Below are 26,851 nucleotides of genomic sequence, written 5' to 3'. Positions count from 1 at the left end.
TCACAGCGTCGCGGGCTCAGGCGGCGGCGTCTTTTTCCGCTGCCGAAACTGCGCGGCGGTTAAAAAGCGGCGTGCGCAGACGCTGCGCGATAATCACGCCCAGCAGCGTGACGCCGCCGCCGATAAAGTGATAGCTGTGCAGCGTTTCATGCAGAAACAGCACGGCGATAACGGCAGTAAAAATCGGCACCAGATTCATAAAAATGCTGGTGGTGCTGGCGCCCATGCGCAGTACGCCCTGAATCCATAAAAACGGCGCGATAATCGAGGCGGGAATGCCGGCGAACAGCACCAGCGGAATATTCGCGGCGTTCAGGCTGATATCCGGCGCGTGCAGAAAGTTGGGCGTCAGCAGCAGCACGCCGAAGAAAATCTGCATATAGAGACTCTGCCAGCCCGGCAGGGCGATCGCCCAGCGTTTGGTCAGCACGCCGTAGAGCGCATAGGAGGTCGACGCGGCGAACATCATCAGCTCGCCGGTTCCCAGTCCATGCGTCAGCAGCTGCGCGGGATTCCCCTGGCTTACCAGCCAGATCAGCCCGCAAAACGAAAACAGCGTGCCGAGCAGAATGCCGAGCGTCGGCGCGACCCGTAAAATCACTACGCTCAGCAGCACCGTCAGCAGCGGGATCAGCGCGTTCAGTATGCCCATAAACAGCGCGGTGACGCTGTGCGCCGCATAATAGGTCAGGCACTGGTAGAGCACCATGCCCAGCAGACCCAGCACCAGCAGTTTCCACCAGGCCTTCGCCACCTCGCGGCGGTTGCGCCAGACGGCGGGCAGCACAAAGGGCGTCAGCGCCAGCAACGCCAGCAGCCAGCGATAGAAAGAGATCGCCGCCGGATCGATAGCGCCGGCGGAAAGTTTGCTGACAATGGCGTTAACCGACCAGATCAGCACGGCAAAAAGGGGAAAAAGAAAGCTCATCGTGATTATGCACCTCTTGGCGGATTGCGGGCAGTGTACGCTTGTCCGTTTTCAGACAGATAATTAAAATCTGACAAAATGATTCACCGACCGGACAGATCGCCGCGCCTTTTTTCGGAGAACGGATGGTTCAGCTTGTTTATCAGGAGCCGTCGCACGCCGACGACTTTCGTTTCTTTGTGCGCTACGAGCAGACCAACGCCCGCACGGAGTATCTGCCGCATATCCATCGCTGGGGTCAACTGATCTTCGTCGAGGGCAACGTGCTGCAAATTGAGGTCGAGGGCAAACGGCTGCTGACCCCGGCGGCGTTTCCGGTTTGGATCCCGCCGCAGCGCGAACATGCCAGCTATAACCATAAGGATACCAGGCTGCTGACCTTTAACATCGCCGCCGGGCTCTGTGACGGCATGCCGCCGCAGCCCTGCCTGATCCAGGCCGGACCGATCGTGAAGGCGATTATGGATGACTTCGCCGCGCGTCAGCTGCATCTGCCGCAGACCGAGGCCGATTTACGCCTGTGCGAGGTGGTGCGCGACCGGCTGCTGCTGGCGCCGACCCAGGAGAGCTATCTGCCGCGGTCGACGGATAAATACCTGGCGCCGATTCTGCAGGCGCTGGAAAACCATCCCGGCGACAGCACCACTATCGCGCAGTGGGCGCAACGCGTCTACACTACCGAACGCACGCTGGCGCGCCGCTGTCAGGCGCAGCTGGGCATGTCGCTCAGCGAATGGCGGCAGCGGCTGCGCTTTCTCCACGCCATTTCGCTGCTGGAGCAGGGGCGCTCGGTGCAGGATATCGCGCTTGAGCTGGGGTACAGTTCCGCCTCTGCGCTGATCGTAATGTTTCAGCAGCAGGCGGGCACCACGCCGGAGCGCTACCGCGCCGGGCGGCGGCACGTTGCGGCATGAATTTCCGCGATGAGTATGGCAACATACTCCTCTTTTCAGTCGATGCAGGAAAGCCGTAGTGAAAATTCTGGTAGATGAAAATATGCCCTACGCCCGCGAGTTGTTCAGCCGCACGGGTGAGGTGATCGCGGTGCCGGGCCGCCCGATTCCAGCGGCGGCGCTGGATGACGCCGATGCGCTGATGGTGCGATCCGTCACGAAGGTGAACGAAGCGCTGCTGGGCGGCAAGGCGATTAAATTCGTCGGCACCGCCACCGCGGGCACCGACCATATTGATGAGGATTTTCTGGCGCGCCAGGGCATCGGCTTCTCCGCCGCGCCGGGCTGCAACGCTATTGCGGTTGTCGAATATGTCTTCTCCGCGCTGCTGATGCTGGCGGAGCGCGACGGCTTTCAGCTTACCGATCGCACCGTCGGCATTGTCGGCGTCGGCAACGTCGGCGGCCGCCTGCAAAAGCGGCTGGAAGCGCTGGGCGTGAAAACCCTGCTGTGCGATCCGCCGCGCGCCGATCGCGGCGACGCGGGCGATTTCCTGCCGCTGGAAACGGTGGCGGCGCAGGCGGACGTGCTAACCTTCCATACGCCGCTGTTTAAAGCGGGCCGCTATCAAACGCTGCATATGGCGGATGAAGCGCTGCTGCGCGCGCTGAAGCCCAACGCGATCGTCATCAACGCCTGCCGCGGGCCGGTGGTGGATAACGCGGCGCTGCTGCGGGTGCTGCAACAGCGCGACGATCTTAGCGTGGTGCTGGATGTCTGGGAGCCGGAGCCGGATCTTAACGTAGAGCTGCTGGCGCGCGTCGATATCGGCACCGCGCATATCGCGGGCTATACGCTGGAAGGCAAAGCGCGCGGCACGACTCAGGTATTCGAGGCCTGGACCCGCTTTCTCGGTCAGGCGCAGCAGGTGTCGCTGGAGACGCTGCTGCCGGCGCCGGAGTTTGGCCGCATCACTCTGCACGGCCCGCTCGATCAGGCAACGCTAAAACGTCTGGCACATCTGGTGTATGATGTGCGCCGCGACGATGCGCCGCTGCGCAAAGTCGCCGGTCAGCCCGGCGAATTCGACCGCCTGCGCAAGCAGTATCAGGAGCGCCGCGAATGGTCGTCGCTCTATGTGCAGTGCGATGACGCCGCCGCCGCCGCGTTGCTGAGCAAGCTGGGCTTCAATGCGGTTCATCAACCCGCATAACCCACGTTATTGCGTCTGCCGCCACGCCTCAGGCGGCAGGGGAATAATCTGAATCAACGGGCGGTGAATATCACCGCCTTCTGTTTTTATGTCATTGTCTGGAGTAAACCACCATGTCTGACGGCTGGAATATTGCGCTTTTAGGCGCGACAGGCGCAGTAGGGAACGCTTTACTGGAACTGCTGGCGGAACGCCAGTTCCCGGTGGGTGAGTTGTATCTGCTGGCGAGCGAGCGCAGCGCCGGAGAGAGCGTGCGTTTCGACGGGAAATCGCTGCGCGTGCAGAATGCCGACGAATTCGACTGGTCGCAGGCGCAGCTGGCGTTTTTCGCCGCAGGCCGCGACGCCTCGGCACGCTACGCTGAAGACGCGGCGAGCGCCGGTTGCCTGGTGATCGACAGCAGCGATCTCTTCGCGTTGGAGCCGGATGTGCCGCTGGTGGTGCCGGACGTCAACCCGCAGGTGCTGGCGGATTACCGCAACCGCAATATTATTACCGTGGCCGACAGCCTGACCAGTCAGCTGCTGTGCGCCATCAAGCCGCTGGTTGAACAGGCGGGCCTGGCGCGTCTGCAGGTGACCAATCTGCTGTCGGTATCGGCGCAGGGCAAAGCGGCGGTCGATTCGCTGGCGGGCGAAAGCGCGCGTTTGCTGAACGGCGTGCCGGCGGAAGAACACTATTTTGGCCGCCAGCTGGCGTTCAACATGTTGCCGCAGTTGCCGGACAGCGCGGGCAGCGTCGCCAGCGAGCGTCGCCTGGTCGATCAGGTGCGCAAGGTACTACAGGACGAAGGCCTGCCGATCGCCGTCAGCAGCGTGCAGGCGCCGGTGTTTTACGGCAATGCGCAGATTGTGCATCTGGAAAGCCTGCGTCCGCTATCGGCGGAAGAGGCGCGCGACGAGCTGTCGCGGATGGATGAGATCGTGCTGTCGGATGAAAATGATTACCCGACCCAGGTCACCGACGCCTCCGACAACAGCAACCTGAACGTCGGCTGTCTGCGCAACGACTACGGCATCCCGGAGCTGCTGCAATTCTGGTCGGTCGCTGACAACATCCGCTTCGGCGGCGCGTTGATGGCGATAAAAACCGCCGAGAAGCTGGTGCAGGAGTATCTGTACTGATGACCGAGGCGGTAAACGGCGTCTGTAAACTGGCGCTTGGCATTGAATATGACGGCAGCCGTTATTACGGCTGGCAGCGGCAGCAGGAAGTGCGCAGCGTGCAGGCGCGGCTGGAGCAGGCGCTGTCGCAGGTAGCGAACCACGAGGTAACGGTATTTTGCGCCGGACGTACCGACGCTGGCGTGCACGGCACCGGACAGGTGGTGCATTTTGAAACCACCTCGGCGCGTAAGGATGCGGCCTGGACGCTGGGCGTGAACGCCAACCTGCCGGACGATATCGCCGTGCGCTGGGTTAAAGCGGTGCCGGAGGAGTTTCACGCGCGTTTCAGCGCCACGGCGCGACGTTACCGTTACGTGATCTACAATCACCGGCTGCGCCCGGCGATCCTGAACGGCGGCGTGACGCACTATCATCAGCCGCTGGATGCGGAAAGAATGCATCGCGCCGGGCAATGCCTGCTGGGTGAAAACGACTTTACCTCGTTTCGCGCCGTGCAGTGCCAGTCGCGCACCCCGTGGCGCAACGTGATGCATCTGAACGTCAGCCGTCACGGTGCGTACGTGGTGGTGGATATTAAAGCCAATGCGTTCGTGCACCATATGGTGCGCAATATCGTCGGCAGCCTGATGGAAATCGGCTGCGGCAACCAGCCCGAAAGCTGGATGGCTGAACTGCTGGCGGCGAAAGACCGCAAGCTGGCGGCCGCGACGGCGAAAGCGGAGGGCCTTTATCTGGTCTCCGTTGACTATCCGGCGCGTTTCGCCTTACCGACCCCGCCGATGGGGCCATTATTTCTCGAAGACTAATATTCAGGCGCTGCCGCTCGCTAAGGAAGAGTTATGGATCTAATCCGTTTTGTTGTCGATTTTATCCTGCATATCGATGTTCATCTCGCCGAGCTGGTGGCGCAGTATGGCATCTGGGTCTACGCCATTCTGTTTCTGATCCTGTTTTGCGAAACGGGCCTGGTGGTCACGCCGTTTCTGCCGGGCGATTCGCTGCTGTTCGTCGCTGGCGCGCTGGCCGCGCTGCCGACCAACGATCTTAATGTGCATGTGATGGTGACGCTGTTGACGATCGCGGCGGTGCTGGGCGATGCGGTCAACTATATGATTGGACGTCTGTTCGGCGAAAAGCTGTTCAGCAACCCCAATTCGCGCATTTTCCGCCGCAGCTATCTCGATAAAACCCACGCTTTTTACGAGCGCCACGGCGGAAAAACGATTATTCTGGCGCGCTTTGTGCCGATCGTCCGCACCTTCGCGCCGTTTGTCGCCGGGATGGGGCATATGTCCTATCGCCACTTCGCGCTGTTTAACGTGGCTGGCGCGCTGCTATGGGTGCTGCTGTTCTCCTACGCGGGATATTTCTTCGGCGCGCTGCCGATGGTGCAGGAAAACCTGAAGCTGCTGATCGTGGCGATTATTGTGGTTTCGATACTGCCAGGCGTTATTGAAGTGTGGCGCCATCGCCGTGCGGCGCGGCAGCAAAAACAGCCCTAAACCATCAGCGCTGACGGGTACGACCAGATTTTTATCCACAGCGCGAAATGGTTATGGTTTAATGGGCGACATTTATGGTCTGCTGAAGACGGCTTCAGCAGCAACAAGAAAAACTGGTTTCACCAGGTTCAAACAGAAAGGTCATCAATGAGCTGGATTGAACGAATTCTCAATAAGAGCACAATCACCCCATCGCGCAGAGCAAACATTCCTGAAGGGGTCTGGACAAAATGCGACAGCTGCGGGCAGGTGCTTTACCGTGCTGAGCTGGAACGCAACCTGGAAGTTTGTCCAAAATGCGACCATCACATGCGTATGCATGCGCGCGAGCGCCTGCACAGCCTGTTAGATCAGGGCACGCTGGTGGAACTGGGCAGCGAACTGGAGCCGAAAGATGTGCTCAAGTTCCGCGATTCCAAAAAGTATAAGGATCGTCTGGCTGCCGCGCAGAAAGAGACCGAAGAAAAAGACGCGCTGATCGTGATGAAGGGCACGCTGCACAGCATGCCGGTCGTCGCCGCCGCGTTTGAATTCGCCTTTATGGGCGGCTCGATGGGCTCGGTGGTAGGCGCGCGTTTCGTTCGCGCCGTCGAGCAGGCGCTGGAAGACAACTGTCCGCTGATCTGTTTCTCCGCCAGCGGCGGCGCCCGTATGCAGGAAGCGCTGATGTCGCTGATGCAGATGGCGAAAACCAGCGCCGCGCTGGCTAAAATGCGCGAGCGCGGTCTGCCGTACATCTCCGTGCTGACCGACCCGACCATGGGCGGCGTCTCCGCCAGTTTCGCCATGCTGGGCGATCTGAACGTGGCGGAGCCGAAGGCGCTAATCGGCTTTGCCGGCCCGCGCGTTATCGAACAGACGGTGCGCGAAAAACTGCCGCCGGGCTTCCAGCGCAGCGAATTCCTGATTGAAAAAGGCGCGATCGATATGATTATCCGCCGCCCGGAAATGCGCTTTAAACTGGCAAGCCTGCTGGCGAAGCTGCAAAATCTGCCTGCGCCGCTGCAGGACAGCGAAGACCGTCCTGAGCAGCCGGAAGCGGAAAGCCACGAGGCCTGACAGATGATGGAAAGGCGTCGCCCGCGGCGCCTTTCGCCAATGAACCGTAACCTTGTGAACGGGATCCATGGAAAATCTTCACCTTCCTCAAGCCACGTCGCCTCTGGCCACGTGGCTTTATTATCTTGAGCGTCTGCACACGCAGGCGATCGATCTGGGACTGACGCGTATCGAACACGTCGCCCGCACGCTTGATCTGTTAAAACCCGCGCCTTTCGTCTTCACTGTCGCCGGCACCAACGGCAAAGGCACCACCTGCCGCACGCTGGAAACGCTGCTGATGGCCGCTGGCTACCGCGTCGGCGTCTACAGTTCGCCGCATCTGCTGCGCTATACCGAACGGGTGCGCGTACAGGGCGATGAACTGCCGGAAGCGGCGCACACCGCCAGCTTCGCCGCTATCGAGGCGGGACGCGGCGACACCTCGCTAACCTATTTTGAATTCAGCACCCTGTCGGCGCTGCAACTGTTTAAGCAGGCGGCGCTGGACGTGGTGATCCTGGAGGTTGGCCTTGGCGGACGCCTTGACGCCACCAACATCGTCGACGCCGACGTCGCGGTGATCACCAGCATCGCGCTGGATCATACCGACTGGCTGGGCCCGGATCGGGAAAGCATTGGCCGTGAAAAGGCGGGCGTCTTCCGCGCCGGAAAACCGGCGGTAGTGGGGGAGCCCGATATGCCGCACACTATTGCCCAGGTAGCGCAGGAGAAAAGCGCTCAGCTGTTACAGCTGGGCCGCGACTGGCACTGGCAGGCGCAGGAGAGCGGCTGGCGCTTCAGCGATAGCCGCATCACCCTGGAAAACCTGCCGCAGCCGCAGGTGCCGCTGCCTAACGCGGCGACAGCGCTGGCTGCGCTTAGCGCCTCGGGCCTGAACGTCAGTGAAACGGTGATCCGTGAGCATCTGGATAAAGCCATCCTGCCGGGACGTTTTCAGACCGTGGCGCAGTCGCCGCAGGTGATTTTGGACGTGGCGCATAACCCGCATGCGGCAGCTTATCTCGCCAGTCGCCTGGCGCAGCTGCCGAAGCGGGGCGTGGTGCGCGCGGTGGTAGGCATGCTGCACGATAAAGATATCGCCGGCACGCTGGCCGCTCTCGCGCCGCAGGTGGATTGTTGGTATCTCGCGCCGCTGGAAGGGCCACGCGGTGCCAGCGCGGAACAGCTGCTGGCCGAGCTGAAAACCGATCGGGCGCAGTCCTTCGCCTCGGTCGCCGCCGCCTGGCAGGCCGCCATGCAGCAGGCGGATAAGCAGGATATTGTGCTGGTGTGTGGTTCATTCCATACGGTAGCGCACGTCATGGAAGCGATGGAAACGGAGAAGGGCAGTGGCAAGTAAGTTTCAGAACCGCTTAGTCGGCACGGTAATTCTGGTCGCCGTTGGCGTCATTGTCTTGCCAGGCCTGCTTGATGGCAAAAAGAAGCATTATAAGGAAGAATTCGCCGCGATCCCGCTGGTGCCGAAGCCGGACGATCAGCAGGACAGCGATATGGTGCCGCCGGTGACGCAGTCTCTGCCGACGCAGCCGCCGGAAGGCGCTGTCGCGGCGATAGGCGGCGGCAACAGCCATCCGTCGCAATCGGCGGATAGCGGATCGACCGTGCCGCAGCAGAACAGCGCGCCGACGGTAGTGACGCCGCCGCCGGTGCAGTCCGCGCCGCCGCTGAAGCCGCGCGCGGAGCAGACCCGGCCGCAGACGGTGGAAACGCCGAAACCGAAGCCGAAGCCGGTCGAACAGCCGAAACCGAAGCCGGCGGAGCAGCCTAAACCGGTTGAACAGCCGAAGCCGGTTGGGCAGCCGAAACCAGCGGAGCAAACCGCGCCGACGGGTCAGGCGTACGTGGTGCAGCTGGGCGCGTTGAAAAACGCCGCGAAGGTAAATGAGATCGTGGCGCAGCTGCGTCTTTCCGGCTATCGCGCCTTCACCGTGCCTTCCACGCCGGTACAGGGGCAGATCACCCGTATTTACGTGGGACCGGACGCCTCGAAAGCGAAAATGCAGGCGGCGATCGGCGAGCTGAAAAGCGTTTCCGGTCTCAGCGGCGTGGTGAAACCGTACAGCGCGCGCTAAGGCGCGACAGTCTTGTTCTGGTGGTCGGCCCTGCGTCATTTACGGCCGCAGGGTTGCCCCTCGTCAGCCCGCGCTGCGCTTTTTTGCGCCGGTTTTTTTATTTGTAAGGGGCAGGGAAAACCCTACGCAAACGTTTTCTTTTTCTGTTAGAATGCGCCCCGAACTGGATGCAGGGGCGCTGTCGCTGGAAGAGTTCATGGTCTGGATAGATTACGTCATCATTGGGATTGTTGGTTTTTCTGCTCTTGTCAGCCTGATCCGTGGGTTTGTTCGGGAAGCTTTATCGCTTATCACCTGGGGATGCGCATTCTTTGTTGCCAGTCATTACTATCCCTTCCTTGCTGTCTGGTTCACCGGATTTAACGATCAGCTGGTGCGCAACGGCATCGCTATCGCCGTTCTGTTTATCGCCACCCTGATTGTCGGGGCGATAGTGAACTATGTGATTGGCTCGCTGGTCGAAAAAACGGGTTTGTCAGGAACGGACAGAGTACTGGGGGTCTGCTTCGGGGCGCTGCGCGGCGTGTTAATCGTGTCGGCGATGCTGTTCTTCCTCGATACCTTTACCGGCTTTTCTAAAAGTCCGGACTGGCAGCAGTCTCAGTTGATCCCTGAGTTCAGTTACATCATCAGATGGTTTTTTGACTATCTGCAAAGCACGTCGAGTTTTTTACCCCGGTAATCGCGCCGGGTGTGCGGCCAATGAGGATATGACAACATGTGCGGTATTGTCGGTATCACCGGTTTTATGCCGGTCAACCAGTCGATTTATGACGCGTTAACGGTGCTCCAGCACCGTGGGCAGGATGCCGCAGGCATTTGTACCATCGATGCGCTGAACTGTTTCCGTCTGCGTAAGGCGAACGGGCTGGTCAACGATGTGTTCGAAGCTCGCCATATGCAGCGTTTGCAGGGCAATATAGGCATCGGTCACGTGCGTTACCCGACCGCTGGTAGCTCCAGCGCCTCCGAAGCGCAGCCTTTCTACGTCAACTCCCCATATGGCATTACCCTGGCCCACAACGGCAACCTGACCAACGCGCACGAGCTGCGCAAGCAGTTGTTTGAAAGCGGTCGCCGCCATGTGAACACCACTTCCGATTCCGAAATCCTGCTGAATATTTTCGCGCAGGAACTGGATCGCTGCCCGCATCACCCGCTGGAGGCGGATGACATTTTCGCCGCCGTCGCTGCGGTTCATCAGCAGGTGCGCGGCGCCTACGCCTGCGTGGCGATGATTATCGGCCACGGCATGGTCGCCTTCCGCGATCCTAACGGCATTCGTCCACTGGTGATGGGGAAACGCGAGCTGGACGGCGGACGCACCGAATATATGGTGGCTTCCGAAAGCGTGGCGCTCGATACGCTGGGCTTTGAGTTCCTGCGCGATGTCGCGCCGGGCGAAGCGGTCTATATCACGGTGAAAGGGCAGCTCTATACCCGCCAGTGCGCCGAGAACCCGCGCAACAATCCGTGCCTGTTCGAGTATGTCTATTTTGCCCGCCCGGATTCGTTCCTCGACAAGATTTCTGTCTACAGCGCCCGCGTCCGCATGGGCACCAAGCTGGGCGAAAAAATTGCGCGCGAGTGGGAAGACCTGGATATCGATGTAGTGATCCCGATCCCGGAAACCTCTACCGACGTGGCGCTGGAAATCGCGCGCATTCTGAACAAACCCTATCGTCAGGGCTTTGTGAAAAACCGCTATGTTGGCCGTACCTTTATCATGCCGGGCCAGCAGCTGCGCCGGAATGCGGTGCGCCGCAAGCTCAACGCCAACCGCGCCGAATTCCGTGATAAAAACGTGCTGCTGGTGGACGATTCTATCGTGCGCGGCACCACCTCAGAGCAGATCATTGAGATGGCGCGCGAAGCGGGCGCGAAAAAGGTCTATCTGGCTTCGGCTGCGCCGGAGATTCGTTTCCCGAACGTTTACGGCATCGATATGCCGAGCGCCACCGAACTGATCGCTCACGGTCGTGAAGTAGAAGAGATCTGCCAACTGATCAAAGCTGACGCACTGATCTTCCAGGATCTCGATGATCTGATCGAAGCGGTGCGCGAAGAGAATCCCGACATCGTTCAGTTTGAATGTTCGGTGTTTAACGGCGTTTACGTTACGAAAGATGTCGATCAGCAATATCTGGAATATTTGCAGTCGCTGCGCAACGACGACGCGAAAGCGATGGCGCGGCAGAACGAGGTAGAAAGCCTCGAAATGCATAACGAAGGGTAATTTTTCTGCGGGCCGGCTATCCGGCCCGCTGCTTTTCCGCCTTTTCCCCCTCGGTTTTCCCCACCGCGTAAGAATGTTCAGCCTTTATCGAACCTTTGTCTCGATCTCGCTTCGAATAACGGTTTGCTGTTAGTTTTGCCATGACAATGCCGTAAAAATCCCCCTGTTTTCATTCGATCTTCCTGTAACGCTGGGCGTATTAAGCGTTTTGCTAATAAGCTTGAATTCACTATTGATTACCGGCAACAGCACTCGGCTTGCCCGCTGAATAACGATATGCGAAGGTAAGGCGATAGTTTTCATCATAAGGATATGATGTATGAGCTTAAGCCTGCCTGGGAATAACCTTTATTATTTGCCACGCGATAATCTTGCGCCGGAAAAATATGAAGAGATAGTTAATCCTCTTTCCGCCTGGCCGCAGATTAAGAGTGAATATGTCTTTGACGATAGCCTGATGCCAGGTTTTCAGCTTATCAATATGCGCAGACGTGATTTTCATGGCTATACTAACCAGCTGCCGCCGCACGGCGCGCGAGAGCAGGAAAAGCTGAAAAGCATGCTGTTCTGTGGTGAAGTGGTAATGCTCAGCGGTTTTTCTGCCTCGCCGGGCTGGTTGTTTTATATTGACGATAATGGTGAACTGATTTGCTGCGATCCGCTGAGCTTTAAGTTTGACAGAGCGCAGCGGGTAATTCAGGAATATAAAAGATCGGTTGCCCGTAGAGTTTATAGCAACAGCGGTGGAAAGCCGCGACCTACTGTTGTGCCTGCCCGTTCGGCTGAAATAAACAAGCCCGCTTCGCTCGAAGTTATTAATAGCAAAGCCGCGGGATGCCTGCTGGCCGCCGATGGGATTTACAATGGCAATATTGACGGGTTCCGAAAGACAGCCGAACAGCTCGGCGGCGAGGCGCCCGTTGGTTATAATCAGATTATGAATGACCAGACCAAAGGGTTGATCATTGCAGGCGCTTCCGTGGCGGCGGGCCTGACAATGGGACGGATCAATATTGGGGCTGGTAATCAAGGTTCTGTGGAAACGGTGAGAGCTGCCGTCGGGAAGAGCAGGCTACAAGTCAAGAATCTGGGTAACGTTAATGATTTCCTTTCTTCACAGTCAGCTCATATCAACAGAAAGTTAGGTGTGAAGATTGGACAAGGGCGCTTACCTTACGAAGCCAGTAAGGCTGGAATTGAGCAGGCAAAAGCAACGATAAAAGAAACTTTAGAAACGGCAACACAGATTAGCTCAATAATTCCAAATACTTCTGTTCGGGGCAAGTATGATCTTATTCATGTGTATAGCTAAAAAACGAACAGTACAGTGAGTTTGAGGATTTTGAGTGATGAAAAATATGAATTTGATACACTCATCCCAGAAAAGTCCTCGAAATTTTAAGGAGTATGATGATGTTAGTTAATGAGTATTTTAAAGATTTTAGGCTTCGTTCTTTTTTTATAGAAAAGAAATTAGTTTGCCGAATGCTTGTACTGTTTTTTCAGACATCTGTTTCTGGTTGGCTGTCTTTAACAATAGGTGAGGGCGTTTCAAAATTGTCTTTAGAGAGTTCGGAGCCTGAGCTTCTGGATATTGATAATATTAATGATGATTTTGCTTATCCAGTGCAAGCCGCTGCGGAATTAGCTCACTATGTTGGCAAGAAAATCACCGGAATATATGAATATAAAATGGAAGAGATTGAGGATGGGAGTATCGGGATTTATTTTGAATGTGGAAATGAAGGTTTTAGTATTTTAGAAAATGAAAGCTGTTTATTTTCAGTAGACGGAAGATATGAGACTAAACAAAGGGGTTATCTTTGTCCAGGCTGGATTTTTAGCATTAACAGTAATTTTATGGCGAGGTTGAGCAGTTAAAAGCCAGCAATACCTGGGGTATTTGCAGTCGCTGCGCAACGACGACGCGAAAGCGATGGCGCGGCAGAACGAGGTAGAAAGCCTCGAAATGCATAACGAAGGGTAATGCTTCGGTGGGATTCGGAGCCCCCTCTGCCGACGCAAACCTGTCATAGGGGCGTGCCGGCGTCCTTTCGTCAACGAGCAGCGCAAATGTTGCGCTGCTTATCACATCATGCATCAAGCCCTTTCATGCCTTCGGCTGTATAGCGCGCTCCGGCGGCGGGCAGCCTCTCTGCCGCCTGACGCAGGCGGATTTCTTCCTGCGGCGTCAGCATTATCGCCAGCGCGTCACAGTTTTCCCGCAGATGAACAGGATTGCAGGTGCCGGGGATTGGGACGATATCGTTGCCCTGCGCCAGAAGCCAGGCGAGGGTGACCTGCGCCGACGTGCAGCCTTTTTCCGCCGCCAGCGCGGCGATCTCATCCATCAGCAGACGATTGTGGGTCAGGTTATCTTCCTGAAAGCGCGGCAGGCTGGCGCGAAAATCGCCGGGCGCGAAGGTGGCCGACTGCTGGAAGCGACCTGTCAGAAAGCCACGTCCCAGCGGAGAGTAAGCCACCAGGCCAATACCCAACTCGCGGCAGGTAGGCAGCACCGCCTGTTCCACCTCGCGCGTCCAGAGCGAATATTCGGTCTGCACTGCTGCTACCGGATGCACCGCATGGGCGCGCTTCAGGGTCGCCGCGCTGACTTCGCACAGGCCGACATGGGCGATTTTCCCGTTACGCACCAGCTGCGCCAGCGTCTCCATCGTCTCCTCGATTGGCCTTGCGGCGTCGATGCGGTGAACATAATAGAGATCGATCTGCTCTACGCCCAGCCGCCGCAGAGAGTCTTCGCAGCTGCGGCGCGCATAGTCGGCGCTGTTATCGATACCGCGGCGATACTCGCCCGGTTGGCGCACGATGCCGAACTTGGTGGCAATCTTAACGGACGGCTTACGCGTCCTGAGAAAATGACCCAGCAGCTCCTCATTATGGTAAGGGCCGTACATATCGGCGGTATCGAAAAAGTTAATGCCGCTTGCCAGCGCATGATCCAGCGCCAGCAGAGAAGCGTCGTCGTCGCGCGGCCCATAAAACTCGCTCATTCCCATACAGCCCAAACCCAGCGCGGAAACCTGGAGATCGTGTGTCAGCGTTCGTTGTTGCATTGTTAGCCCTCCGTAATGTTGAACGCAGTATGTTCTTTTCCGTATACGGAAAGTAGCGCTAGAATCGGAACCCCATTTTCCATTTTTGAAAAATCCAATGTCATCATTCGTTCACTGGGATGACGCACGCATTTTTCTTGCGGTGGCGCGTTGCGGCACCCTGAGCGGCGCGGCGGAATCGTTGAAAATCGGCATCGCCACGCTGTCGCGGCGTCTGGATCGGCTTGAAGGCGCGCTCGGCGTGCCGCTGTTTACACGCCATCAAACCGGCTATCGCCTGACGGACGATGGCGAAGCGCTGCTGGAGCGCGCCGAGCGGCTGGAGCAGGCGGGACTGGCCTTTGGCGATACGTCGGGCGCGGAAAGCGGCGTGACGGGACGGGTACGCCTGGCGACGGCGGAAAACCTCGCCAACCCGCTGATCGTGCCCTCGCTTGGCGCGCTGTTTGCTCAACATCCGGCGCTGCGGGTTGAGGTGGTGAGCGGGCTGAATACGGTGAACCTCCATCGGCGCGACGCCGATCTGGCGGTCAGAATGGTGCGCCCCGAAGCGGGCAACCTGACGATAAAGCGGCTGGGCACGCTGGGTTTTGGGCTTTACGGCTCGGCGGACTATCTCTCCGCCCGCCGTGTCAGCGCGCCGTTTGTCGATGACGATTTTATTGGCTGGGCGGAAACGCATCATCATTTACCGGCGGCGAAATGGGTGCAGCGCATTCTGCGTGGCCGTCCCTGTCGGCTGGAAACCAATACGCTGTCAGCGCAGCTTGCGGCGGCGTCAGCGGGAGCGGGGCTGGCAGTGCTGCCCCATTTTCTGGCGCGGCAGGCGGGACTGCGCTGTCTGATGAGCGGGCTGGGCGTCGATCAACCGATCTGGCTGGTCATGCAGGCCGATCTCGCGCATTCGCGGCGGGTAAGGGTAGTGGCGGATCACCTTATCGAACTGTTCACCGTCCAGGCGACGGCGCTCAGGGGCGAGACGTAGCCCGCTGCGCATGCCGCTGACGGGGCGGCGGCGGAGCGACACGGCGCGTGGTTGTAATCTCTGGCCCGGACGTTCAAAATTACCCTTCCACGGATAATAAAGGCTTTACCATGAAAAGAGTGATCGTCGGCATCTCCGGCGCCAGTGGCGTGATTTATGGCATACGGATGCTGCAGCTGCTACAACCGCTGCCGGAGATTGAAACGCACCTGGTGATGAGTAACGCCGCGCGCCAGACGCTGGCGCTGGAAACGGATTATACGCTGCGCGAAGTGCAGGGTTTTGCGGACGTGGTGCATGATGTACGCGATATCGCCGCCAGCATCTCGTCCGGTTCGTTTCATACCGCCGGGATGGCGATTCTGCCCTGTTCGATGAAAACCCTTTCCGGCATCGTCAACAGCTACAGCGACGGGCTGCTGACGCGCGCCGCTGACGTGGTGTTAAAAGAGCGCCGTCGGCTGGTGCTGTGCGTGCGCGAAACACCGCTGCATCTTGGCCATCTGCGCCTGATGACAACCGCCGCCGAGCTGGGCGCCATCGTGATGCCGCCGGTGCCCGCCTTTTACCACCGCCCGCAGTCGATTATGGAAATTGTCGATCAGACGCTGAACCGGGTGTTGGATCAGTTTGATATTACCCTGCCGAACGATCTCTTTACGCGCTGGCAGGGTGCGTAAGTCACATTAACTGACCCGTTTTGGTGCATTAATCCGGCATGGATCACTATTCGTGCATCGCATGCACCAAAACGTAACAATATCCCTTTTTCCTCTTATCAAGCCTGCTATATTTCCTTCACAAACGAGCTGCTTACGCCAGTTTAACGGCCCACGTTCAGGCTTTGAGCCCGTCACGTCGCCGTTGCCCAATCTGGCATGAAAAGTGCAATTTCCTGAACGCAAACCTGTCACGCATCACATAACAATAAGCTCTTCACTTGAGGATAAACCATGAAAAAGCGAGTTCTGGCTCTCTCTTTGCTGCTGGCTTTCTCCAGCGTCGCCAGCGCTGCGGTACCGAAAACGCTACGCATCGGCAATGATCCAACCTATCCGCCGTTTGAATCGAAAAATGCTCAGGGCCAGCTGGTGGGCTTCGATATCGATTTGGCGAACGAAATCTGTAAGCGCATCGCCGCGCAGTGCACCTATGTAGAGAGCGATTTCGATGCGCTAATCCCTTCGCTGAAAGCGAAAAAAATCGATTTTATTATCTCTTCGCTCTCGATCACGGAAAAACGCCAGCAGGAGATCGCCTTCTCAGAAAAACTCTACGCGGCCAACGCGCGTTTAGTGGCGCCGAAAGGCTCTAAACTGGAGCCGACGCCGGAATCGCTGCGCGGGAAAAATATCGGCCTGTTGCAGGGCACGACCCAGGAAACTTACGCTAACCAATACTGGCGCCCGAAAGGCGTCACCGTAACTCCTTACGCCAACCAGGATCTGGTTTATCAGGATCTGAGCGCGGGACGTATCGACGCCGCTTTCCAGGATGAAGTGCAGGCGAGCGAAGGCTTCCTGAAGCAGCCGGTCGGTAAAGATTACGCCTTCGCCGGTCCGGCGGTAAAAGATGACAAGATCTTCGGGGTCGGCACCGGTATCGGGCTGCGTAAGGAAGATAGCGAACTGAAAGCAGCCATCGATAAAGCCTTCGCCGAGATGCGCAAAGATGGCACCTACGACCGCATTGCGAAAAAATATTTCAATTTTAACGTCTATGGCGATTAAGCCTTAATATTCGCTGTGCGTTATATCGCCGCCCCTTAGCACGGGGCGGCGTTTTGTCTGTCTTGTCACGCCAGGATTTCATGCATGCTGTATGGCTATTCTGAAGTTATCTTTCGCGGGGCGCTGGTGACGCTGGAGCTGGCGCTCAGTTCCGTGCTGCTCGCGGTCATCCTCGGCCTGCTGGGCGCAGGCGCCCGGCTCTCCCGTTACCGTCCGCTGGCGCTGCTGTCGGAAGCCTATACCACCCTGATTCGCGGCGTGCCGGATCTGGTGCTGATGCTGCTGATTTTTTACGGTCTGCAGATCGTCCTGAACCAGATCACCGAGGCGCTGGGCATCGCGCAGTTCGATATCGATCCGATGGTGGCGGGCATTATCACCCTCGGCTTTATCTACGGCGCCTACTTCACCGAAACCTTCCGCGGCGCCTTTATGGCGGTGCCGAAAGGGCAGATCGAGGCGGCTACCGCCTTCGGCTTTACCGGCTCGCAGGTGTTCCGCCGTATTCTGTTCCCCGCCATGATGCGTTTCGCCCTGCCGGGCATCGGCAATAACTGGCAGGTGGTGCTGAAGGCGACGGCGCTGGTTTCGCTGCTTGGGCTGGAGGATGTGGTGAAAGCCACTCAGCTGGCCGGTAAAAGCACCTGGCAGCCGTTCTGGTTCGCCGTGGTGGCTGGCATCATCTATCTGCTGTTCACCACGCTGTCGAGCGGCGTACTGTGGTGGCTGGAGCGTCGCTACTCTGTTGGGGTGAAAAAGGCCGAGCTATGATCGACATCATTCATGAATACTGGAAAGCGCTGCTCTGGACCGACGGCTACCGCTTTACCGGCGTGGCGATCACGCTGTGGCTGCTGATTCTCTCCGTGGCGGTGGGCGGCTGTCTGGCGATAGTGCTGGCGATCGCCCGCGTGTCGTCGATTCGCGCCATCAGCGCACCGGTCTGGCTGTTTACCTGGGTGTTTCGCGGCACGCCGCTCTACGTGCAGCTGCTGATCATCTATTCCGGTATGTATACGCTGGAGGTGGTGAAGGGATCGGAGCTGCTGAGCGCCTTTTTTCGCAGTGGTCTGAACTGTACGCTGCTGGCGTTTACGCTCAACACCTGCGCTTATACCACGGAGATCTTCGCCGGGGCGATCCGCGCGGTGCCGCACGGCGAAATCGAGGCGGCGCGCGCCTACGGTTTTTCCACCTTTAAGCTTTATCGCTGCATTATTCTGCCTGCGGCGCTGCGCATCGCGCTGCCCGCCTACAGCAACGAAGTCATTTTGATGCTGCATTCGACGGCGCTGGCGTTTACCGCCACGGTACCGGATCTGCTGAAGATCGCGCGTGATATCAACGCGGCGACCTATCAGCCGTTTACCGCTTTCGGCATCGCGGCGCTGCTCTATTTAATTATCTCTTATGTGTTGATTAGCCTGTTCCGTAAGGCGGAAGCACGCTGGCTGGCGCATATCAAACCTTCCTCGTCGCACTGAGTACCACTATGGCTGAAAATAAACTGAACGTAACCGAGCTGCATAAGCGTTATGGCGAACATGAGGTGCTGAAAGGCGTTTCGCTGCGGGCGAACGCTGGCGATGTGATTACCATTATCGGATCGTCCGGCTCCGGCAAAAGCACCTTCCTGCGCTGCATTAACTTTCTTGAAAAGCCCAGCGAAGGAACGATTGCAGTAAATAATCAGGCGATTAGCCTGGTGCGTGATAAAGATGGCCAGCTGAAGGTGGCGGATAAAGAGCAGCTGCGTCTGCTGCGCACGCGGCTGACCATGGTGTTTCAGCACTTTAACCTCTGGAGCCATATGACGGTGCTGGAGAACGTAATGGAGGCGCCGATTCAGGTGCTGGGGCTGAGCAAGGCTGAGGCGCGCGAACGGGCGCTGCGCTATCTCAATAAGGTGGGCATCGACGAGCGCGCCAGCGTGAAGTATCCGGTTCACCTGTCGGGCGGACAACAGCAGCGCGTCTCCATCGCTCGCGCGCTGGCGATGGAGCCGGACGTGCTGCTGTTTGATGAACCAACCTCGGCGCTCGATCCTGAACTGGTGGGCGAAGTGCTGCGCATCATGCAGAAGCTGGCGGAAGAGGGCAAAACCATGGTGGTGGTAACGCATGAGATGGAGTTCGCCCGCCACGTCTCCAGCCATGTGATTTTCCTGCATCAGGGGAAAATCGAAGAGGAGGGGCCGCCGGAGGCGCTGTTCCTGCAACCGAAAAGCGCGCGCCTGCAACAATTTTTATCCGGCGCGCTGAAGTAAGCGCGCCGTAGCCGCACAGGATTTTCTGTCTGCCGCGCGCTACACCACGTTGGCCAGCGCGGTTGGCAGATCGTACCAGCGGAAGTGAAAGCCCGACGCCTCCAGGCGTTTGGGCAGCACATGCTGGCCGCCCAGCACCAGCACCGCCGATTCGCCCATCAGCAGCTTGATTGCCGTGGCGGGCGTGCGCACCAGCGACGGACGCCGCATCACTTTTCCTAATGTGGCGGCGAATTGTTCATTGCGCACCGCATAGGGCGAAACCATATTAAATGGGCCGCTCAGGTTGTGATCCAGCAGCCAGAGAATGCCGCCCAGCATATCTTCAATATGTATCCAGGGCATATATTGTCGGCCGTTGCCGAGCGGGCCGCCGACGCCCAGCATAAAAGGCTTTTTCATCTGCGCCAGCGCGCCGCCTTCTTTTGCCAGCACCACGCCGGTGCGCAGCAGGCATACGCGGGTGCGATCGCTGGCGGCGGCCAGCGCCAGCGTTTCCCAGCGCTGGCACAGCTGGTGGGTGAATTCATCGTGACCGTCGTCTTCTTCCGTCAGCACCGCTTCGCCGCTGTCGCCGTAGTAGCCGGTCGCCGAGCCGGAAATCAACACCGCGGGCGGTTCGCTGCTGGCGTTAATCAGCGAGGCGATTCGCTCGGTCATTTGCCAGCGGCTTTCGCACAGCAGCTGTTTGTGCTGCGGCGTCCAGCGCTTCGCCGCAATCGGCTCGCCGGCAAGGTTGATCACCGCGTCGATGCCGTTTAAATCGTGCTGCTGATCGAGACCGGACCAGATGCTGACCTCTGAACCAAGCAGGTCGCGCGCCGCTTCGACGTTGCGCGACACCACGCTGACGCGATCGCCGCGCGCCAGCAGGCGCGTCACCAGATGACGACCAATCAGGCCGGTGCCGCCGGTAATCAGAATTTGCATGCGCAACCCTATGTCTGTGTTATTACTCTTTATTCAGCATAGAAGAGAACCTCATTAATGGTGATATTATCAACGGGCGCAATGGCTAATCCTGATAATTTCCGCTAAACAGAGAGCGGCGGCGATGGCACTTATCGCCTTCCCAAACGACGACTACCTTTGCAGGAGAATCGACACTATGCCCTGGCCCAAGATAACGCTGTGGACAGACGCTGATTTTTACAGCCCTTATGCGATGTCCGTTTATGTCGCGCTGCGTGAAAAAGGGCTGCCGTTTACGCTGCGGCCGGTCGATCTCGCGCAACGGCAGCAGCAGACGGAAGCGTACGCGGCGCTCTCGCTGACTCGCCGCGTGCCGTTGTTAGCGGTGGATGAGATGCGGCTGAGCGAGTCGTCGGCGATTACGGAATATCTGGAAGAACGCTTTCCGGCGCCCGATTATGAGCGCCTTTATCCCCACGACAGAGAGAAACGGGCGCGGGCGCGCGAGCTACAGGCCTGGCTGCGCAGCGACTTTCTGCCGCTCAGACAGCAGCGTCCCACCGAGGTATTGTTCGCCGGAAAAAAATATTCGCCGCTGACGGAAGACGCCCGTCACAGCGCCGCTAAACTGATTGAAGGCGCCCAGCGTCTGCTGAGCGGAGGCCAACAGAATCTGTTTGGAGAATGGTCGATAGCCGACACCGATTTGGCGGTCATGCTCAATCGTCTTGCCCTACACGGCGATGCGCTGCCTGACAGCCTCGCGGAATACGCCTGGTTTCAGTGGCAGCGCGCCTCTGTCCAGCTCTGGCTGGGCGAATCAGGCAAAAAAAGGTAACTGACGACTTCTGTATTGCGTCTGGCTCATGAAGTCTTTAACTTATGGCGGTTTGCGTCAACGTAACGCGAAACCTGTGGCATTTCATCGCGCAATTCGCGCCAGAACGAAAAGGATTACTGATGGTGGAGCATAGTCAGGATGCCGGTACTGAATGGGTAGACATCGTTAGCGAAGATAACGAGGTTATCGCTCAGTCCAGCCGTGCCCAGATGCGGGCACAACGTTTGCGTCATCGCGCTACCTACATCGTAGTGCATGACGGCATGGGTAAAATTCTGGTGCAGCGCCGTACCGAAAGTAAAGATTTCCTGCCGGGCATGCTGGATGCCACCGCAGGCGGCGTGGTGCAGAGCGGGGAGGCAATTCTGGACTCCGCGCGACGGGAAGCGGAAGAGGAGCTGGGCATTGCCGCCGTGCCGTTCGCCGAGCATGGCCAGTTCTACTTTGAAGATGAGCATTGCCGCGTCTGGGGCGCGCTGTTCAGCTGTGTGTCGCACGGCCCGTTCGCCATGCAGCCGGAAGAGGTGGATGAGGTATTCTGGCTGACGCCGGAGGAGATCACCGCCCGCTGCGACGAGTTCACGCCCGATTCGCTTAAGGCGCTGTCGCTGTGGATGAGCCGCAACGCCAATAACGAACCGGCAAAGCAGAAAAAGCCGGAGGAGACGGAATAACGTCTCAGCAGCTGTCCCGCAAACAGAGGCTGGAGGCGATCGGCTTGCGATCGCGCCAGTCTCCGTCATTCAGACGCGCCAGCAGCGCGCGACCAGCCTCAATGCCGATTTTACGGTGCGGCACCGCCATTGTGGTTAACGGCGGCTGACACACCCGGCTGACGTCGCTGTCGCCGAATCCCACCACCGCCAGATCGTCCGGCACCTTAATTCGTCTGCGCTGACATTCATACAGCGCGCCGCAGGCCAGTTCGTCAGACACGCAGACCAGCGCATCCAGTTCCGGCCATGCCAGCAAAAATTCCGGCAGCTGCGACGCGCCGGTAGAGAAACCAGGCGGTAACGCGGCGTTGATCACCCGGTTAGGCGACAGATGATGGCGTAGCATCGCCTTATACCAGCCTTGCAAATGCTGCTGAAAAATCCACTGCTCTTGATTGGCGCAGAGAAGCCCGATATTCTCATAGCCGCGCTGGATAAGCATTTCGGTGAGTTCATACATGGCGGCGACGTTGTCGATGCCAATATTCATATCAATAGGATCGGCGCGCACCGCGCCTATCTCCATCACTGGAATCGAAGCGTTTTGCAGCCAGTGACGCACAGTGTCGCTGTGGTCAACGCTGAGCAGAATGGCGGCGGCGATATTGGAGGCCAGCAGCGTTTCCAGCAATTTCTCTTCCTGTTCCATGCGATGTTGCGATTCCGCCAGCATGATCTGGTAACCGGCGGGCTGCAAAACCTGCTGAAGACCAGCGAACATTTCAGAACAGCCCGCTTCGGCGAGGTTCGGCACCACCATCGCGATGGTCCACGATGAGGCCGACGCCAGCGCGCTGGCGGCAAGGTTGGGCATATAGCCCAGCTCCTGTACCGCCGCCTCGATTTTTTCCCGCAGCTTATCGGAAACCTGTTCAGGCGTGCGCAACGCACGGGAGACGGTCATCGTGCCTACACCGGCAAGCTGCGCGACATCGGCAAGCGTGACTTTACCGGTACTACGTCGTTTTCGGGTTAGGGACATACACTTTCCTGCTGACCAGACGCTGATTGTCTTCCTTTGCTTTACAAGACAGGGAGTATACGCCCTAACTCCCTTTTTTTTCTGTGAATTCACGCCATGATTGAAATTTGATAGCGCTATCACAATTCCATATCTCGGCGTTTTGGTAGCGCTATCTTTGCAATTGAGATCACGGTTAACCGCGGCTTTCTTGCATAAAGTTTGTGCACCTTGACGACAGGGCAGGAGAGAAAAGTGCTTAAAGAATGGCTGAATGATACCACCATCATGCTGCGCGACAGCGTGGAGGAATGGCCGCAGGCGCTGGAGCTCTGCGCCGGACCGCTGCTGGCATCGGGCGTTATCACGCCTGACTATGTGACGGCAATTGTCGAACAGCATCGCAGACTGGGACCCTATTACGTGCTGGCGCCGGGGCTGGCTATGCCCCATGCGCGGCCAGAAGAAGGGGCGAAAGGGTTAGGGCTGACGCTGCTCAAGCTGGAGCGCGGCGTAGCGTTCGGCGCCGATGAGTTCGACCCGGTGGATATTATCGTGATGCTCGCCGCGCCCGATAAGCACAGCCATATCGACATGATCTCTGCGCTGGCGGCGTTATTTTCCAGCGATGAGGATATGCAGCAGTTACGCCAGGCAAGAACGTTAGAGGAGATTAGAAAGATTATCGAACGCTTCTGATTTAATTTCGCAAACCTGTTTTTCGGCACATTACGCGCCAGCGTGATGCGGACGCACTGTATCTAAAAAAGGTGATGGCAATGAAAATTATGGCTATTTGCGGTTCCGGCCTGGGCAGCAGTTTTATGGTTGAGATGAATATTAAAAAGGTGCTTAAAAAGCTTGAGATCGAGGCGGAGGTCGAACATTCCGATCTCTCTTCGGCAGTGCCCGGCGCGGCGGACCTGTTTGTGATGGCGAAGGATATCGCCGCCAGCGCCAGCGTGCCGACAAGTCAGCTGGTGGTGATCAACAACATCATCGACATCCATGAACTGGAAACGCAACTGCGCGCCTGGTTCGACAAACAATAACTCACGTCATGTCTGCTGCACCCAGGCGGCCGTAGAGCGCGCCGTCAGACAGCAGACTTGTGACGCGTCTGTGGCGAGGTGGATATGTTTATCCTTGAAACGCTAAATTTCATTGTTGATATTCTTAAAGTGCCCTCGGTGCTGGTCGGCTTAATTGCGTTAATTGGCCTGGTCGCCCAGAAAAAAGCTTTTTCAGATGTGGTGAAAGGCACCATTAAAACTATTCTCGGCTTTATTGTATTAGGCGGCGGCGCGACGGTGCTGGTGGGATCGTTAAATCCGCTTGGCGGCATGTTTGAACACGCCTTTAATATTCAGGGGATCATTCCTAACAACGAAGCCATTGTCTCGATAGCGCTGGAAAAATATGGCGCCTCCACCGCGCTGATTATGGCGTTCGGCATGGTGGCGAATATTATCGTTGCCCGCTTTACGCGCCTGAAATATATCTTTCTGACCGGGCATCACACCTTTTATATGGCCTGCATGATCGGCGTGATTCTCTCCGTCGCCGGATTTGACGGCGTAAGCCTGGTGTTTACCGGCTCGTTGATCTTAGGCCTGGTGATGGCCTTCTTCCCGGCGCTGGCGCAGCGCTATATGAAGCGCATCACCGGGACGGATGATATTGCCTTCGGCCACTTCGGCACGCTGGGTTACGTGCTTGCAGGCTGGATTGGCAGTCTGTGCGGCAAAGGCTCGCGATCGACAGAAGAGATGAATCTGCCGAAAAATCTCAGCTTCCTGCGCGACAGCTCTATTTCTATCTCCCTGACCATGATGATTATCTATCTGATTATGGCGGTCAGCGCTGGACGCGAATATGTCGAAAGCGCCTTCAGCAGCGGCCAGCACTATCTGGTGTACGCCATCATCATGGCCATCACCTTCGCGGCGGGCGTGTTTATCATCTTGCAGGGTGTGCGTCTGATTCTGGCGGAAATCGTGCCCGCCTTTACCGGCTTTTCGGAAAAGCTGGTGCCAAATGCACGTCCGGCGCTGGACTGTCCGGTGGTCTATCCCTATGCCCCGAACGCGGTGCTGATCGGCTTTCTGTTCAGCTTCCTAGGCGGACTGGTGGGGTTGTTCCTGCTGGGGCAGATGAAGCTGGTGTTGATCCTGCCCGGCGTGGTGCCGCACTTCTTTACCGGCGCCACCGCAGGCGTATTCGGCAACGCCACCGGCGGACGGCGCGGGGCGATGATCGGCGCTTTCGCCAACGGCCTGCTGATTACCTTCCTGCCGGTGCTGCTGCTGCCGGTGCTGGGCGCGATTGGCTTCGCCAACACGACCTTCTCCGACGCTGATTTCGGCGTTATCGGCATTGTGCTGGGCAATCTGGCGCGCTACCTGTCGCCGCTGGCCATTACCGGGCTGGTTATTGCGTTGTTCGCGCTGCTGGTGGCGTACAACATTTTCGCGAAAAACAGATCTGCGGCCAGTCGCGCGCAGGAAAACACCGGAGCCAAATCATGAATTTACCAGAGCTTACCCGACTGGCGCGCGATATTCGCCTCGCCACCCTTAAAACGCTGACGCAGCTTGGCTTCGGACATTATGGCGGCAGCATGTCGGTGGTGGAAACGCTGGCGGTGCTGTATGGCGCCGTAATGAAAATCGATCCGGCGGACCCGGACTGGCCGGAGCGCGATTACTTCGTACTGTCGAAAGGCCACGCGGGGCCAGCGCTCTACAGTACGCTGGCAATCAAAGGCTATTTCCCGTTTGAAGAACTGAACACACTAAACCAGAACGGCACTCGTCTGCCAAGCCACCCGGATCGGCTGAAAACCCGCGGCGTGGATGCCACGACCGGCTCGCTGGGACAGGGGATTTCCATCGCAGGCGGCATGGCGCTGTCGCACCGGCTGGCAGGGCGGCCAAACCGGGTATTCTGCATCGTCGGCGACGGTGAGCTTAACGAGGGACAGTGCTGGGAGGCGTTTCAGTTTATCGCCCATCACCGCCTGAATAACCTGACGATCTTCGTTGACTGGAACAAACAGCAGCTTGACGGCGAGCTGGACGAAATTATCTGCGCCTTCAACCTGGAGCAAAAATTTCGCGCCTTCGGTTTTGAGGCCGTCACCGTCAAGGGCGACGACATTGCCGGGCTGCTGGCGGCGGCGCAGCCGGTGTTGCCCGCAGACGCCAGGCCGCGCGTGGTGATCCTTGACAGCGTGAAAGGGCAGGGCGTGCCGTATCTGGAGCAGTTAAACAACTCTCACCACCTGCGTCTGACCGATGAGATAAGACAGGCGCTTAACGAAGCTATTCGCCAACTGGAGGCCGCACATGATTAAGCTCGCACCGGCGGGGAAAAAAGACGCGACGGAGATGCGCAAGGTGTACGCCAGTTTCGTGGCGCGGCAGATTGAGGCGGGAAGCCCGATTATCGCGCTGGAGGCCGATCTGATGAGTTCCATGGCGATGGACGGCGTAGCGCGCGACTATCCGCAGCATGTGATTAACTGCGGCATTATGGAGGCCAACGTCATCGGCACCGCCGCCGGGCTGGCGCTGACCGGACGCAGGCCGTTTGTGCATACCTTTACCGCCTTCGCCAGCCGCCGCTGCTTCGATCAACTGTTTATGGCGCTCGATTATCAGCGCAACAACGTTAAGGTGATCGCTTCCGACGCGGGCGTTACCGCCTGCCATAACGGCGGTACCCATATGTCGTTCGAAGATATGGGCATCGTGCGCGGGCTGGCGCATTCGGTCGTGCTGGAGGTAACCGACGCGGTCATGTTCGATGATCTTTTACGCCAGCTTATCGATCTCGACGGTTTTTATTGGGTACGCACCATTCGGAAGCAGGCAGCGAGCATCTATGCGCCTGGCTCTACCTTTACCATTGGCAAAGGAAACGTGCTGCGCGATGGTGAGGATATGACGCTAATCGCCAACGGCATTATGGTGGCGGAAGCGCTGGAAGCGGCACGCCAGCTGGAACGGGAAGGCATCAGCGCGGCGGTGATCGATATGTTTACCCTGAAGCCTGTCGACCGTGCGCTAATTGAAAAATACGCTGCAAAAACCGGACGCATCGTGACCTGCGAAAACCACAGCATTCATAACGGGCTGGGATCGGCGGTGGCGGAGGTGCTGGTGGAAACCTGTCCGGTGCCGATGCGCCGCGTGGGGGTGAAGGAGCGCTACGGTCAGGTCGGCACGCAGGATTTTCTGCAAAAGGAGTATGGCCTGACGGCGCACAATATTGTAGCGGCGGCGCGCGAGCTGCTTTAGGCCCGGGAGGCGGCCCGTCGCGCAATATA

At 58.1% G+C, this 26,851-nt stretch carries 29 protein-coding genes and 1 pseudogene; 26 read left to right on the top strand and 4 right to left on the bottom strand.

Annotated elements, in window-relative coordinates; translation table 11 throughout:
- Positions 1 to 16: 16 nt before the first annotated feature.
- A complete protein-coding gene (locus tag C2E16_RS14730) occupies positions 17 to 928 on the bottom strand; it encodes a DMT family transporter (RefSeq protein ID WP_038625011.1) in 912 nt (303 codons plus the stop codon).
- A gap of 125 nt (positions 929 to 1,053) precedes the next feature.
- Here C2E16_RS14730 and C2E16_RS14725 point away from each other — a divergent pair, with 125 nt between their 5' ends.
- The 13 genes and pseudogenes from C2E16_RS14725 to C2E16_RS21440 all read left to right on the top strand — a co-directional run.
- Positions 1,054 to 1,842 carry an AraC family transcriptional regulator gene (locus C2E16_RS14725; RefSeq protein ID WP_038625013.1) on the top strand — a complete coding sequence of 263 codons (789 nt, stop codon included), beginning with the start codon at positions 1,054 to 1,056 and terminating at the stop codon, positions 1,840 to 1,842.
- Positions 1,843 to 1,900: 58 nt separating this feature from the next.
- Positions 1,901 to 3,034 (top strand): 4-phosphoerythronate dehydrogenase PdxB, encoded by a 1,134-nt coding sequence (gene pdxB / locus C2E16_RS14720; RefSeq protein WP_038625014.1) that lies wholly within the window; start codon positions 1,901 to 1,903, stop codon positions 3,032 to 3,034.
- A gap of 113 nt (positions 3,035 to 3,147) precedes the next feature.
- The gene (locus C2E16_RS14715) at positions 3,148 to 4,158 is read left to right on the top strand and encodes an aspartate-semialdehyde dehydrogenase (RefSeq protein ID WP_038625015.1); all 1,011 of its coding nucleotides are present in this window, start codon (positions 3,148 to 3,150) and stop codon (positions 4,156 to 4,158) included.
- The gene (gene truA / locus C2E16_RS14710; protein ID WP_038625016.1) at positions 4,158 to 4,967 is read left to right on the top strand and encodes a tRNA pseudouridine(38-40) synthase TruA; all 810 of its coding nucleotides are present in this window, start codon (positions 4,158 to 4,160) and stop codon (positions 4,965 to 4,967) included. Before C2E16_RS14715 ends, truA begins: the two co-directional genes overlap by 1 nt.
- 33 nt (positions 4,968 to 5,000) lie before the next feature.
- Positions 5,001 to 5,663, top strand: a complete 663-nt coding sequence (locus tag C2E16_RS14705; RefSeq protein WP_038625018.1) for a DedA family protein — start codon at positions 5,001 to 5,003, stop codon at positions 5,661 to 5,663.
- Between the two features lie 147 nt (positions 5,664 to 5,810).
- On the top strand, positions 5,811 to 6,722 hold the full coding sequence (accD, locus tag C2E16_RS14700) for an acetyl-CoA carboxylase, carboxyltransferase subunit beta (RefSeq protein WP_038625020.1): 912 nt from the start codon (positions 5,811 to 5,813) through the stop codon (positions 6,720 to 6,722).
- 67 nt (positions 6,723 to 6,789) lie between these two features.
- Positions 6,790 to 8,064, top strand: a complete 1,275-nt coding sequence (gene folC, locus C2E16_RS14695; protein WP_084971240.1) for a bifunctional tetrahydrofolate synthase/dihydrofolate synthase — start codon at positions 6,790 to 6,792, stop codon at positions 8,062 to 8,064.
- A complete protein-coding gene (gene dedD / locus C2E16_RS14690; protein ID WP_038625031.1) occupies positions 8,054 to 8,797 on the top strand; it encodes a cell division protein DedD in 744 nt (247 codons plus the stop codon). The genes folC and dedD overlap by 11 nt, the downstream gene beginning before the upstream one ends.
- Before the next feature lie 196 nt (positions 8,798 to 8,993).
- Entirely contained in the window at positions 8,994 to 9,479 is a 486-nt protein-coding gene (cvpA, locus tag C2E16_RS14685; protein WP_038629924.1) for a colicin V production protein, read from the top strand.
- Positions 9,480 to 9,515: 36 nt separating this feature from the next.
- Positions 9,516 to 11,033 carry an amidophosphoribosyltransferase gene (gene purF, locus C2E16_RS14680; protein ID WP_038625032.1) on the top strand — a complete coding sequence of 506 codons (1,518 nt, stop codon included), beginning with the start codon at positions 9,516 to 9,518 and terminating at the stop codon, positions 11,031 to 11,033.
- Positions 11,034 to 11,352: 319 nt separating this feature from the next.
- Positions 11,353 to 12,345, top strand: coding sequence for a hypothetical protein (locus C2E16_RS14675; protein WP_084970650.1), 993 nt, complete (start codon positions 11,353 to 11,355; stop codon positions 12,343 to 12,345).
- Positions 12,346 to 12,446: 101 nt separating this feature from the next.
- Positions 12,447 to 12,914 carry a hypothetical protein gene (locus tag C2E16_RS14670; RefSeq protein ID WP_174705317.1) on the top strand — a complete coding sequence of 156 codons (468 nt, stop codon included), beginning with the start codon at positions 12,447 to 12,449 and terminating at the stop codon, positions 12,912 to 12,914.
- A 4-nt stretch (positions 12,915 to 12,918) separates the two neighbouring features.
- Positions 12,919 to 13,020: pseudogene (locus C2E16_RS21440) on the top strand (amidophosphoribosyltransferase); the annotation flags it as partial.
- Between the two features lie 106 nt (positions 13,021 to 13,126).
- Here C2E16_RS21440 and C2E16_RS14660 read toward each other — a convergent pair.
- Complete coding sequence (locus C2E16_RS14660) at positions 13,127 to 14,110, bottom strand: aldo/keto reductase (RefSeq protein ID WP_038625033.1); 984 nt, start codon at positions 14,108 to 14,110, stop codon at positions 13,127 to 13,129.
- Positions 14,111 to 14,207: 97 nt separating this feature from the next.
- On the opposite strand from C2E16_RS14660, the gene C2E16_RS14655 reads away from it, so the two are divergent.
- The 6 genes from C2E16_RS14655 to hisP all read left to right on the top strand — a co-directional run bounded on the left by C2E16_RS14655 (position 14,208) and on the right by hisP (position 19,091).
- Complete coding sequence (locus C2E16_RS14655; RefSeq protein WP_038629928.1) at positions 14,208 to 15,095, top strand: LysR family transcriptional regulator; 888 nt, start codon at positions 14,208 to 14,210, stop codon at positions 15,093 to 15,095.
- Positions 15,096 to 15,205: 110 nt separating this feature from the next.
- Positions 15,206 to 15,775 (top strand): UbiX family flavin prenyltransferase, encoded by a 570-nt coding sequence (locus tag C2E16_RS14650; RefSeq protein ID WP_038625034.1) that lies wholly within the window; start codon positions 15,206 to 15,208, stop codon positions 15,773 to 15,775.
- Positions 15,776 to 16,048: 273 nt separating this feature from the next.
- Positions 16,049 to 16,825 carry a lysine/arginine/ornithine ABC transporter substrate-binding protein gene (locus C2E16_RS14645; RefSeq protein WP_038625035.1) on the top strand — a complete coding sequence of 259 codons (777 nt, stop codon included), beginning with the start codon at positions 16,049 to 16,051 and terminating at the stop codon, positions 16,823 to 16,825.
- 84 nt (positions 16,826 to 16,909) lie between these two features.
- On the top strand, positions 16,910 to 17,596 hold the full coding sequence (locus C2E16_RS14640; protein ID WP_038625036.1) for a histidine ABC transporter permease HisQ: 687 nt from the start codon (positions 16,910 to 16,912) through the stop codon (positions 17,594 to 17,596).
- Positions 17,593 to 18,309: an ABC transporter permease gene (locus C2E16_RS14635; protein WP_038625037.1), complete on the top strand. Its 717-nt coding sequence runs from the start codon at positions 17,593 to 17,595 to the stop codon at positions 18,307 to 18,309. The genes C2E16_RS14640 and C2E16_RS14635 overlap by 4 nt, the downstream gene beginning before the upstream one ends.
- Positions 18,310 to 18,317: 8 nt before the next feature.
- Positions 18,318 to 19,091, top strand: coding sequence for a histidine ABC transporter ATP-binding protein HisP (gene hisP, locus C2E16_RS14630; RefSeq protein WP_038625038.1), 774 nt, complete (start codon positions 18,318 to 18,320; stop codon positions 19,089 to 19,091).
- A 39-nt stretch (positions 19,092 to 19,130) separates the two neighbouring features.
- Here the strand turns inward: hisP and C2E16_RS14625 are convergent, their stop codons facing one another.
- Positions 19,131 to 20,021: a TIGR01777 family oxidoreductase gene (locus tag C2E16_RS14625; protein WP_038625040.1), complete on the bottom strand. Its 891-nt coding sequence runs from the start codon at positions 20,019 to 20,021 to the stop codon at positions 19,131 to 19,133.
- A 178-nt stretch (positions 20,022 to 20,199) separates the two neighbouring features.
- Between C2E16_RS14625 and yfcF the strand changes: the two genes are divergently transcribed.
- Together yfcF and yfcD are read left to right on the top strand one after the other, a co-directional pair.
- Positions 20,200 to 20,841, top strand: coding sequence for a glutathione transferase (yfcF, locus tag C2E16_RS14620; protein WP_038625042.1), 642 nt, complete (start codon positions 20,200 to 20,202; stop codon positions 20,839 to 20,841).
- A gap of 122 nt (positions 20,842 to 20,963) precedes the next feature.
- Complete coding sequence (gene yfcD / locus C2E16_RS14615; protein WP_038625044.1) at positions 20,964 to 21,518, top strand: NUDIX hydrolase YfcD; 555 nt, start codon at positions 20,964 to 20,966, stop codon at positions 21,516 to 21,518.
- A 4-nt stretch (positions 21,519 to 21,522) separates the two neighbouring features.
- On the opposite strand, the gene C2E16_RS14610 is transcribed toward yfcD, so the two are convergent.
- Entirely contained in the window at positions 21,523 to 22,542 is a 1,020-nt protein-coding gene (locus C2E16_RS14610; protein ID WP_038625046.1) for a LacI family DNA-binding transcriptional regulator, read from the bottom strand.
- A 234-nt stretch (positions 22,543 to 22,776) separates the two neighbouring features.
- On the opposite strand from C2E16_RS14610, the gene C2E16_RS14605 reads away from it, so the two are divergent.
- The 5 genes from C2E16_RS14605 (at position 22,777) to C2E16_RS14585 (ending at position 26,822) form a co-directional block, all read left to right on the top strand.
- On the top strand, positions 22,777 to 23,220 hold the full coding sequence (locus C2E16_RS14605; RefSeq protein ID WP_084970649.1) for a PTS sugar transporter subunit IIA: 444 nt from the start codon (positions 22,777 to 22,779) through the stop codon (positions 23,218 to 23,220).
- 80 nt (positions 23,221 to 23,300) lie between these two features.
- Entirely contained in the window at positions 23,301 to 23,573 is a 273-nt protein-coding gene (locus C2E16_RS14600; RefSeq protein ID WP_038625050.1) for a PTS sugar transporter subunit IIB, read from the top strand.
- Positions 23,574 to 23,657: 84 nt separating this feature from the next.
- Positions 23,658 to 25,049 carry a PTS ascorbate transporter subunit IIC gene (locus C2E16_RS14595; protein WP_103790970.1) on the top strand — a complete coding sequence of 464 codons (1,392 nt, stop codon included), beginning with the start codon at positions 23,658 to 23,660 and terminating at the stop codon, positions 25,047 to 25,049.
- Entirely contained in the window at positions 25,046 to 25,876 is an 831-nt protein-coding gene (locus C2E16_RS14590; protein WP_038625054.1) for a transketolase, read from the top strand. The genes C2E16_RS14595 and C2E16_RS14590 overlap by 4 nt, the downstream gene beginning before the upstream one ends.
- Entirely contained in the window at positions 25,869 to 26,822 is a 954-nt protein-coding gene (locus C2E16_RS14585; protein ID WP_038625056.1) for a transketolase family protein, read from the top strand. The genes C2E16_RS14590 and C2E16_RS14585 overlap by 8 nt, the downstream gene beginning before the upstream one ends.
- The last annotated feature ends 29 nt before the right edge of the window (positions 26,823 to 26,851 follow it).

The organism is Mixta calida (genome assembly GCF_002953215.1).
Lineage (GTDB): Bacteria > Pseudomonadota > Gammaproteobacteria > Enterobacterales > Enterobacteriaceae > Mixta > Mixta calida.
This window is presented reverse-complemented; position numbering and strand designations above follow the sequence as displayed.

Coding starts and splice junctions, on each gene's coding strand:
- C2E16_RS14730 (WP_038625011.1), bottom strand. CDS start 928: ATGAGCTTTCTTTTTCCCCTTTTTGCCGTGCTGATCTGGTCGGTTAAC.
- C2E16_RS14725 (WP_038625013.1), top strand. CDS start 1,054: ATGGTTCAGCTTGTTTATCAGGAGCCGTCGCACGCCGACGACTTTCGT.
- C2E16_RS14715 (WP_038625015.1), top strand. CDS start 3,148: ATGTCTGACGGCTGGAATATTGCGCTTTTAGGCGCGACAGGCGCAGTA.
- truA (WP_038625016.1), top strand. CDS start 4,158: ATGACCGAGGCGGTAAACGGCGTCTGTAAACTGGCGCTTGGCATTGAA.
- C2E16_RS14705 (WP_038625018.1), top strand. CDS start 5,001: ATGGATCTAATCCGTTTTGTTGTCGATTTTATCCTGCATATCGATGTT.
- accD (WP_038625020.1), top strand. CDS start 5,811: ATGAGCTGGATTGAACGAATTCTCAATAAGAGCACAATCACCCCATCG.
- folC (WP_084971240.1), top strand. CDS start 6,790: ATGGAAAATCTTCACCTTCCTCAAGCCACGTCGCCTCTGGCCACGTGG.
- cvpA (WP_038629924.1), top strand. CDS start 8,994: ATGGTCTGGATAGATTACGTCATCATTGGGATTGTTGGTTTTTCTGCT.
- purF (WP_038625032.1), top strand. CDS start 9,516: ATGTGCGGTATTGTCGGTATCACCGGTTTTATGCCGGTCAACCAGTCG.
- C2E16_RS14675 (WP_084970650.1), top strand. CDS start 11,353: ATGAGCTTAAGCCTGCCTGGGAATAACCTTTATTATTTGCCACGCGAT.
- C2E16_RS14670 (WP_174705317.1), top strand. CDS start 12,447: ATGTTAGTTAATGAGTATTTTAAAGATTTTAGGCTTCGTTCTTTTTTT.
- C2E16_RS14660 (WP_038625033.1), bottom strand. CDS start 14,110: ATGCAACAACGAACGCTGACACACGATCTCCAGGTTTCCGCGCTGGGT.
- C2E16_RS14655 (WP_038629928.1), top strand. CDS start 14,208: ATGTCATCATTCGTTCACTGGGATGACGCACGCATTTTTCTTGCGGTG.
- C2E16_RS14650 (WP_038625034.1), top strand. CDS start 15,206: ATGAAAAGAGTGATCGTCGGCATCTCCGGCGCCAGTGGCGTGATTTAT.
- C2E16_RS14645 (WP_038625035.1), top strand. CDS start 16,049: ATGAAAAAGCGAGTTCTGGCTCTCTCTTTGCTGCTGGCTTTCTCCAGC.
- C2E16_RS14640 (WP_038625036.1), top strand. CDS start 16,910: ATGCTGTATGGCTATTCTGAAGTTATCTTTCGCGGGGCGCTGGTGACG.
- C2E16_RS14635 (WP_038625037.1), top strand. CDS start 17,593: ATGATCGACATCATTCATGAATACTGGAAAGCGCTGCTCTGGACCGAC.
- hisP (WP_038625038.1), top strand. CDS start 18,318: ATGGCTGAAAATAAACTGAACGTAACCGAGCTGCATAAGCGTTATGGC.
- C2E16_RS14625 (WP_038625040.1), bottom strand. CDS start 20,021: ATGCAAATTCTGATTACCGGCGGCACCGGCCTGATTGGTCGTCATCTG.
- yfcF (WP_038625042.1), top strand. CDS start 20,200: ATGCCCTGGCCCAAGATAACGCTGTGGACAGACGCTGATTTTTACAGC.
- yfcD (WP_038625044.1), top strand. CDS start 20,964: ATGGTGGAGCATAGTCAGGATGCCGGTACTGAATGGGTAGACATCGTT.
- C2E16_RS14610 (WP_038625046.1), bottom strand. CDS start 22,542: ATGTCCCTAACCCGAAAACGACGTAGTACCGGTAAAGTCACGCTTGCC.
- C2E16_RS14600 (WP_038625050.1), top strand. CDS start 23,301: ATGAAAATTATGGCTATTTGCGGTTCCGGCCTGGGCAGCAGTTTTATG.
- C2E16_RS14595 (WP_103790970.1), top strand. CDS start 23,658: ATGTTTATCCTTGAAACGCTAAATTTCATTGTTGATATTCTTAAAGTG.
- C2E16_RS14590 (WP_038625054.1), top strand. CDS start 25,046: ATGAATTTACCAGAGCTTACCCGACTGGCGCGCGATATTCGCCTCGCC.
- C2E16_RS14585 (WP_038625056.1), top strand. CDS start 25,869: ATGATTAAGCTCGCACCGGCGGGGAAAAAAGACGCGACGGAGATGCGC.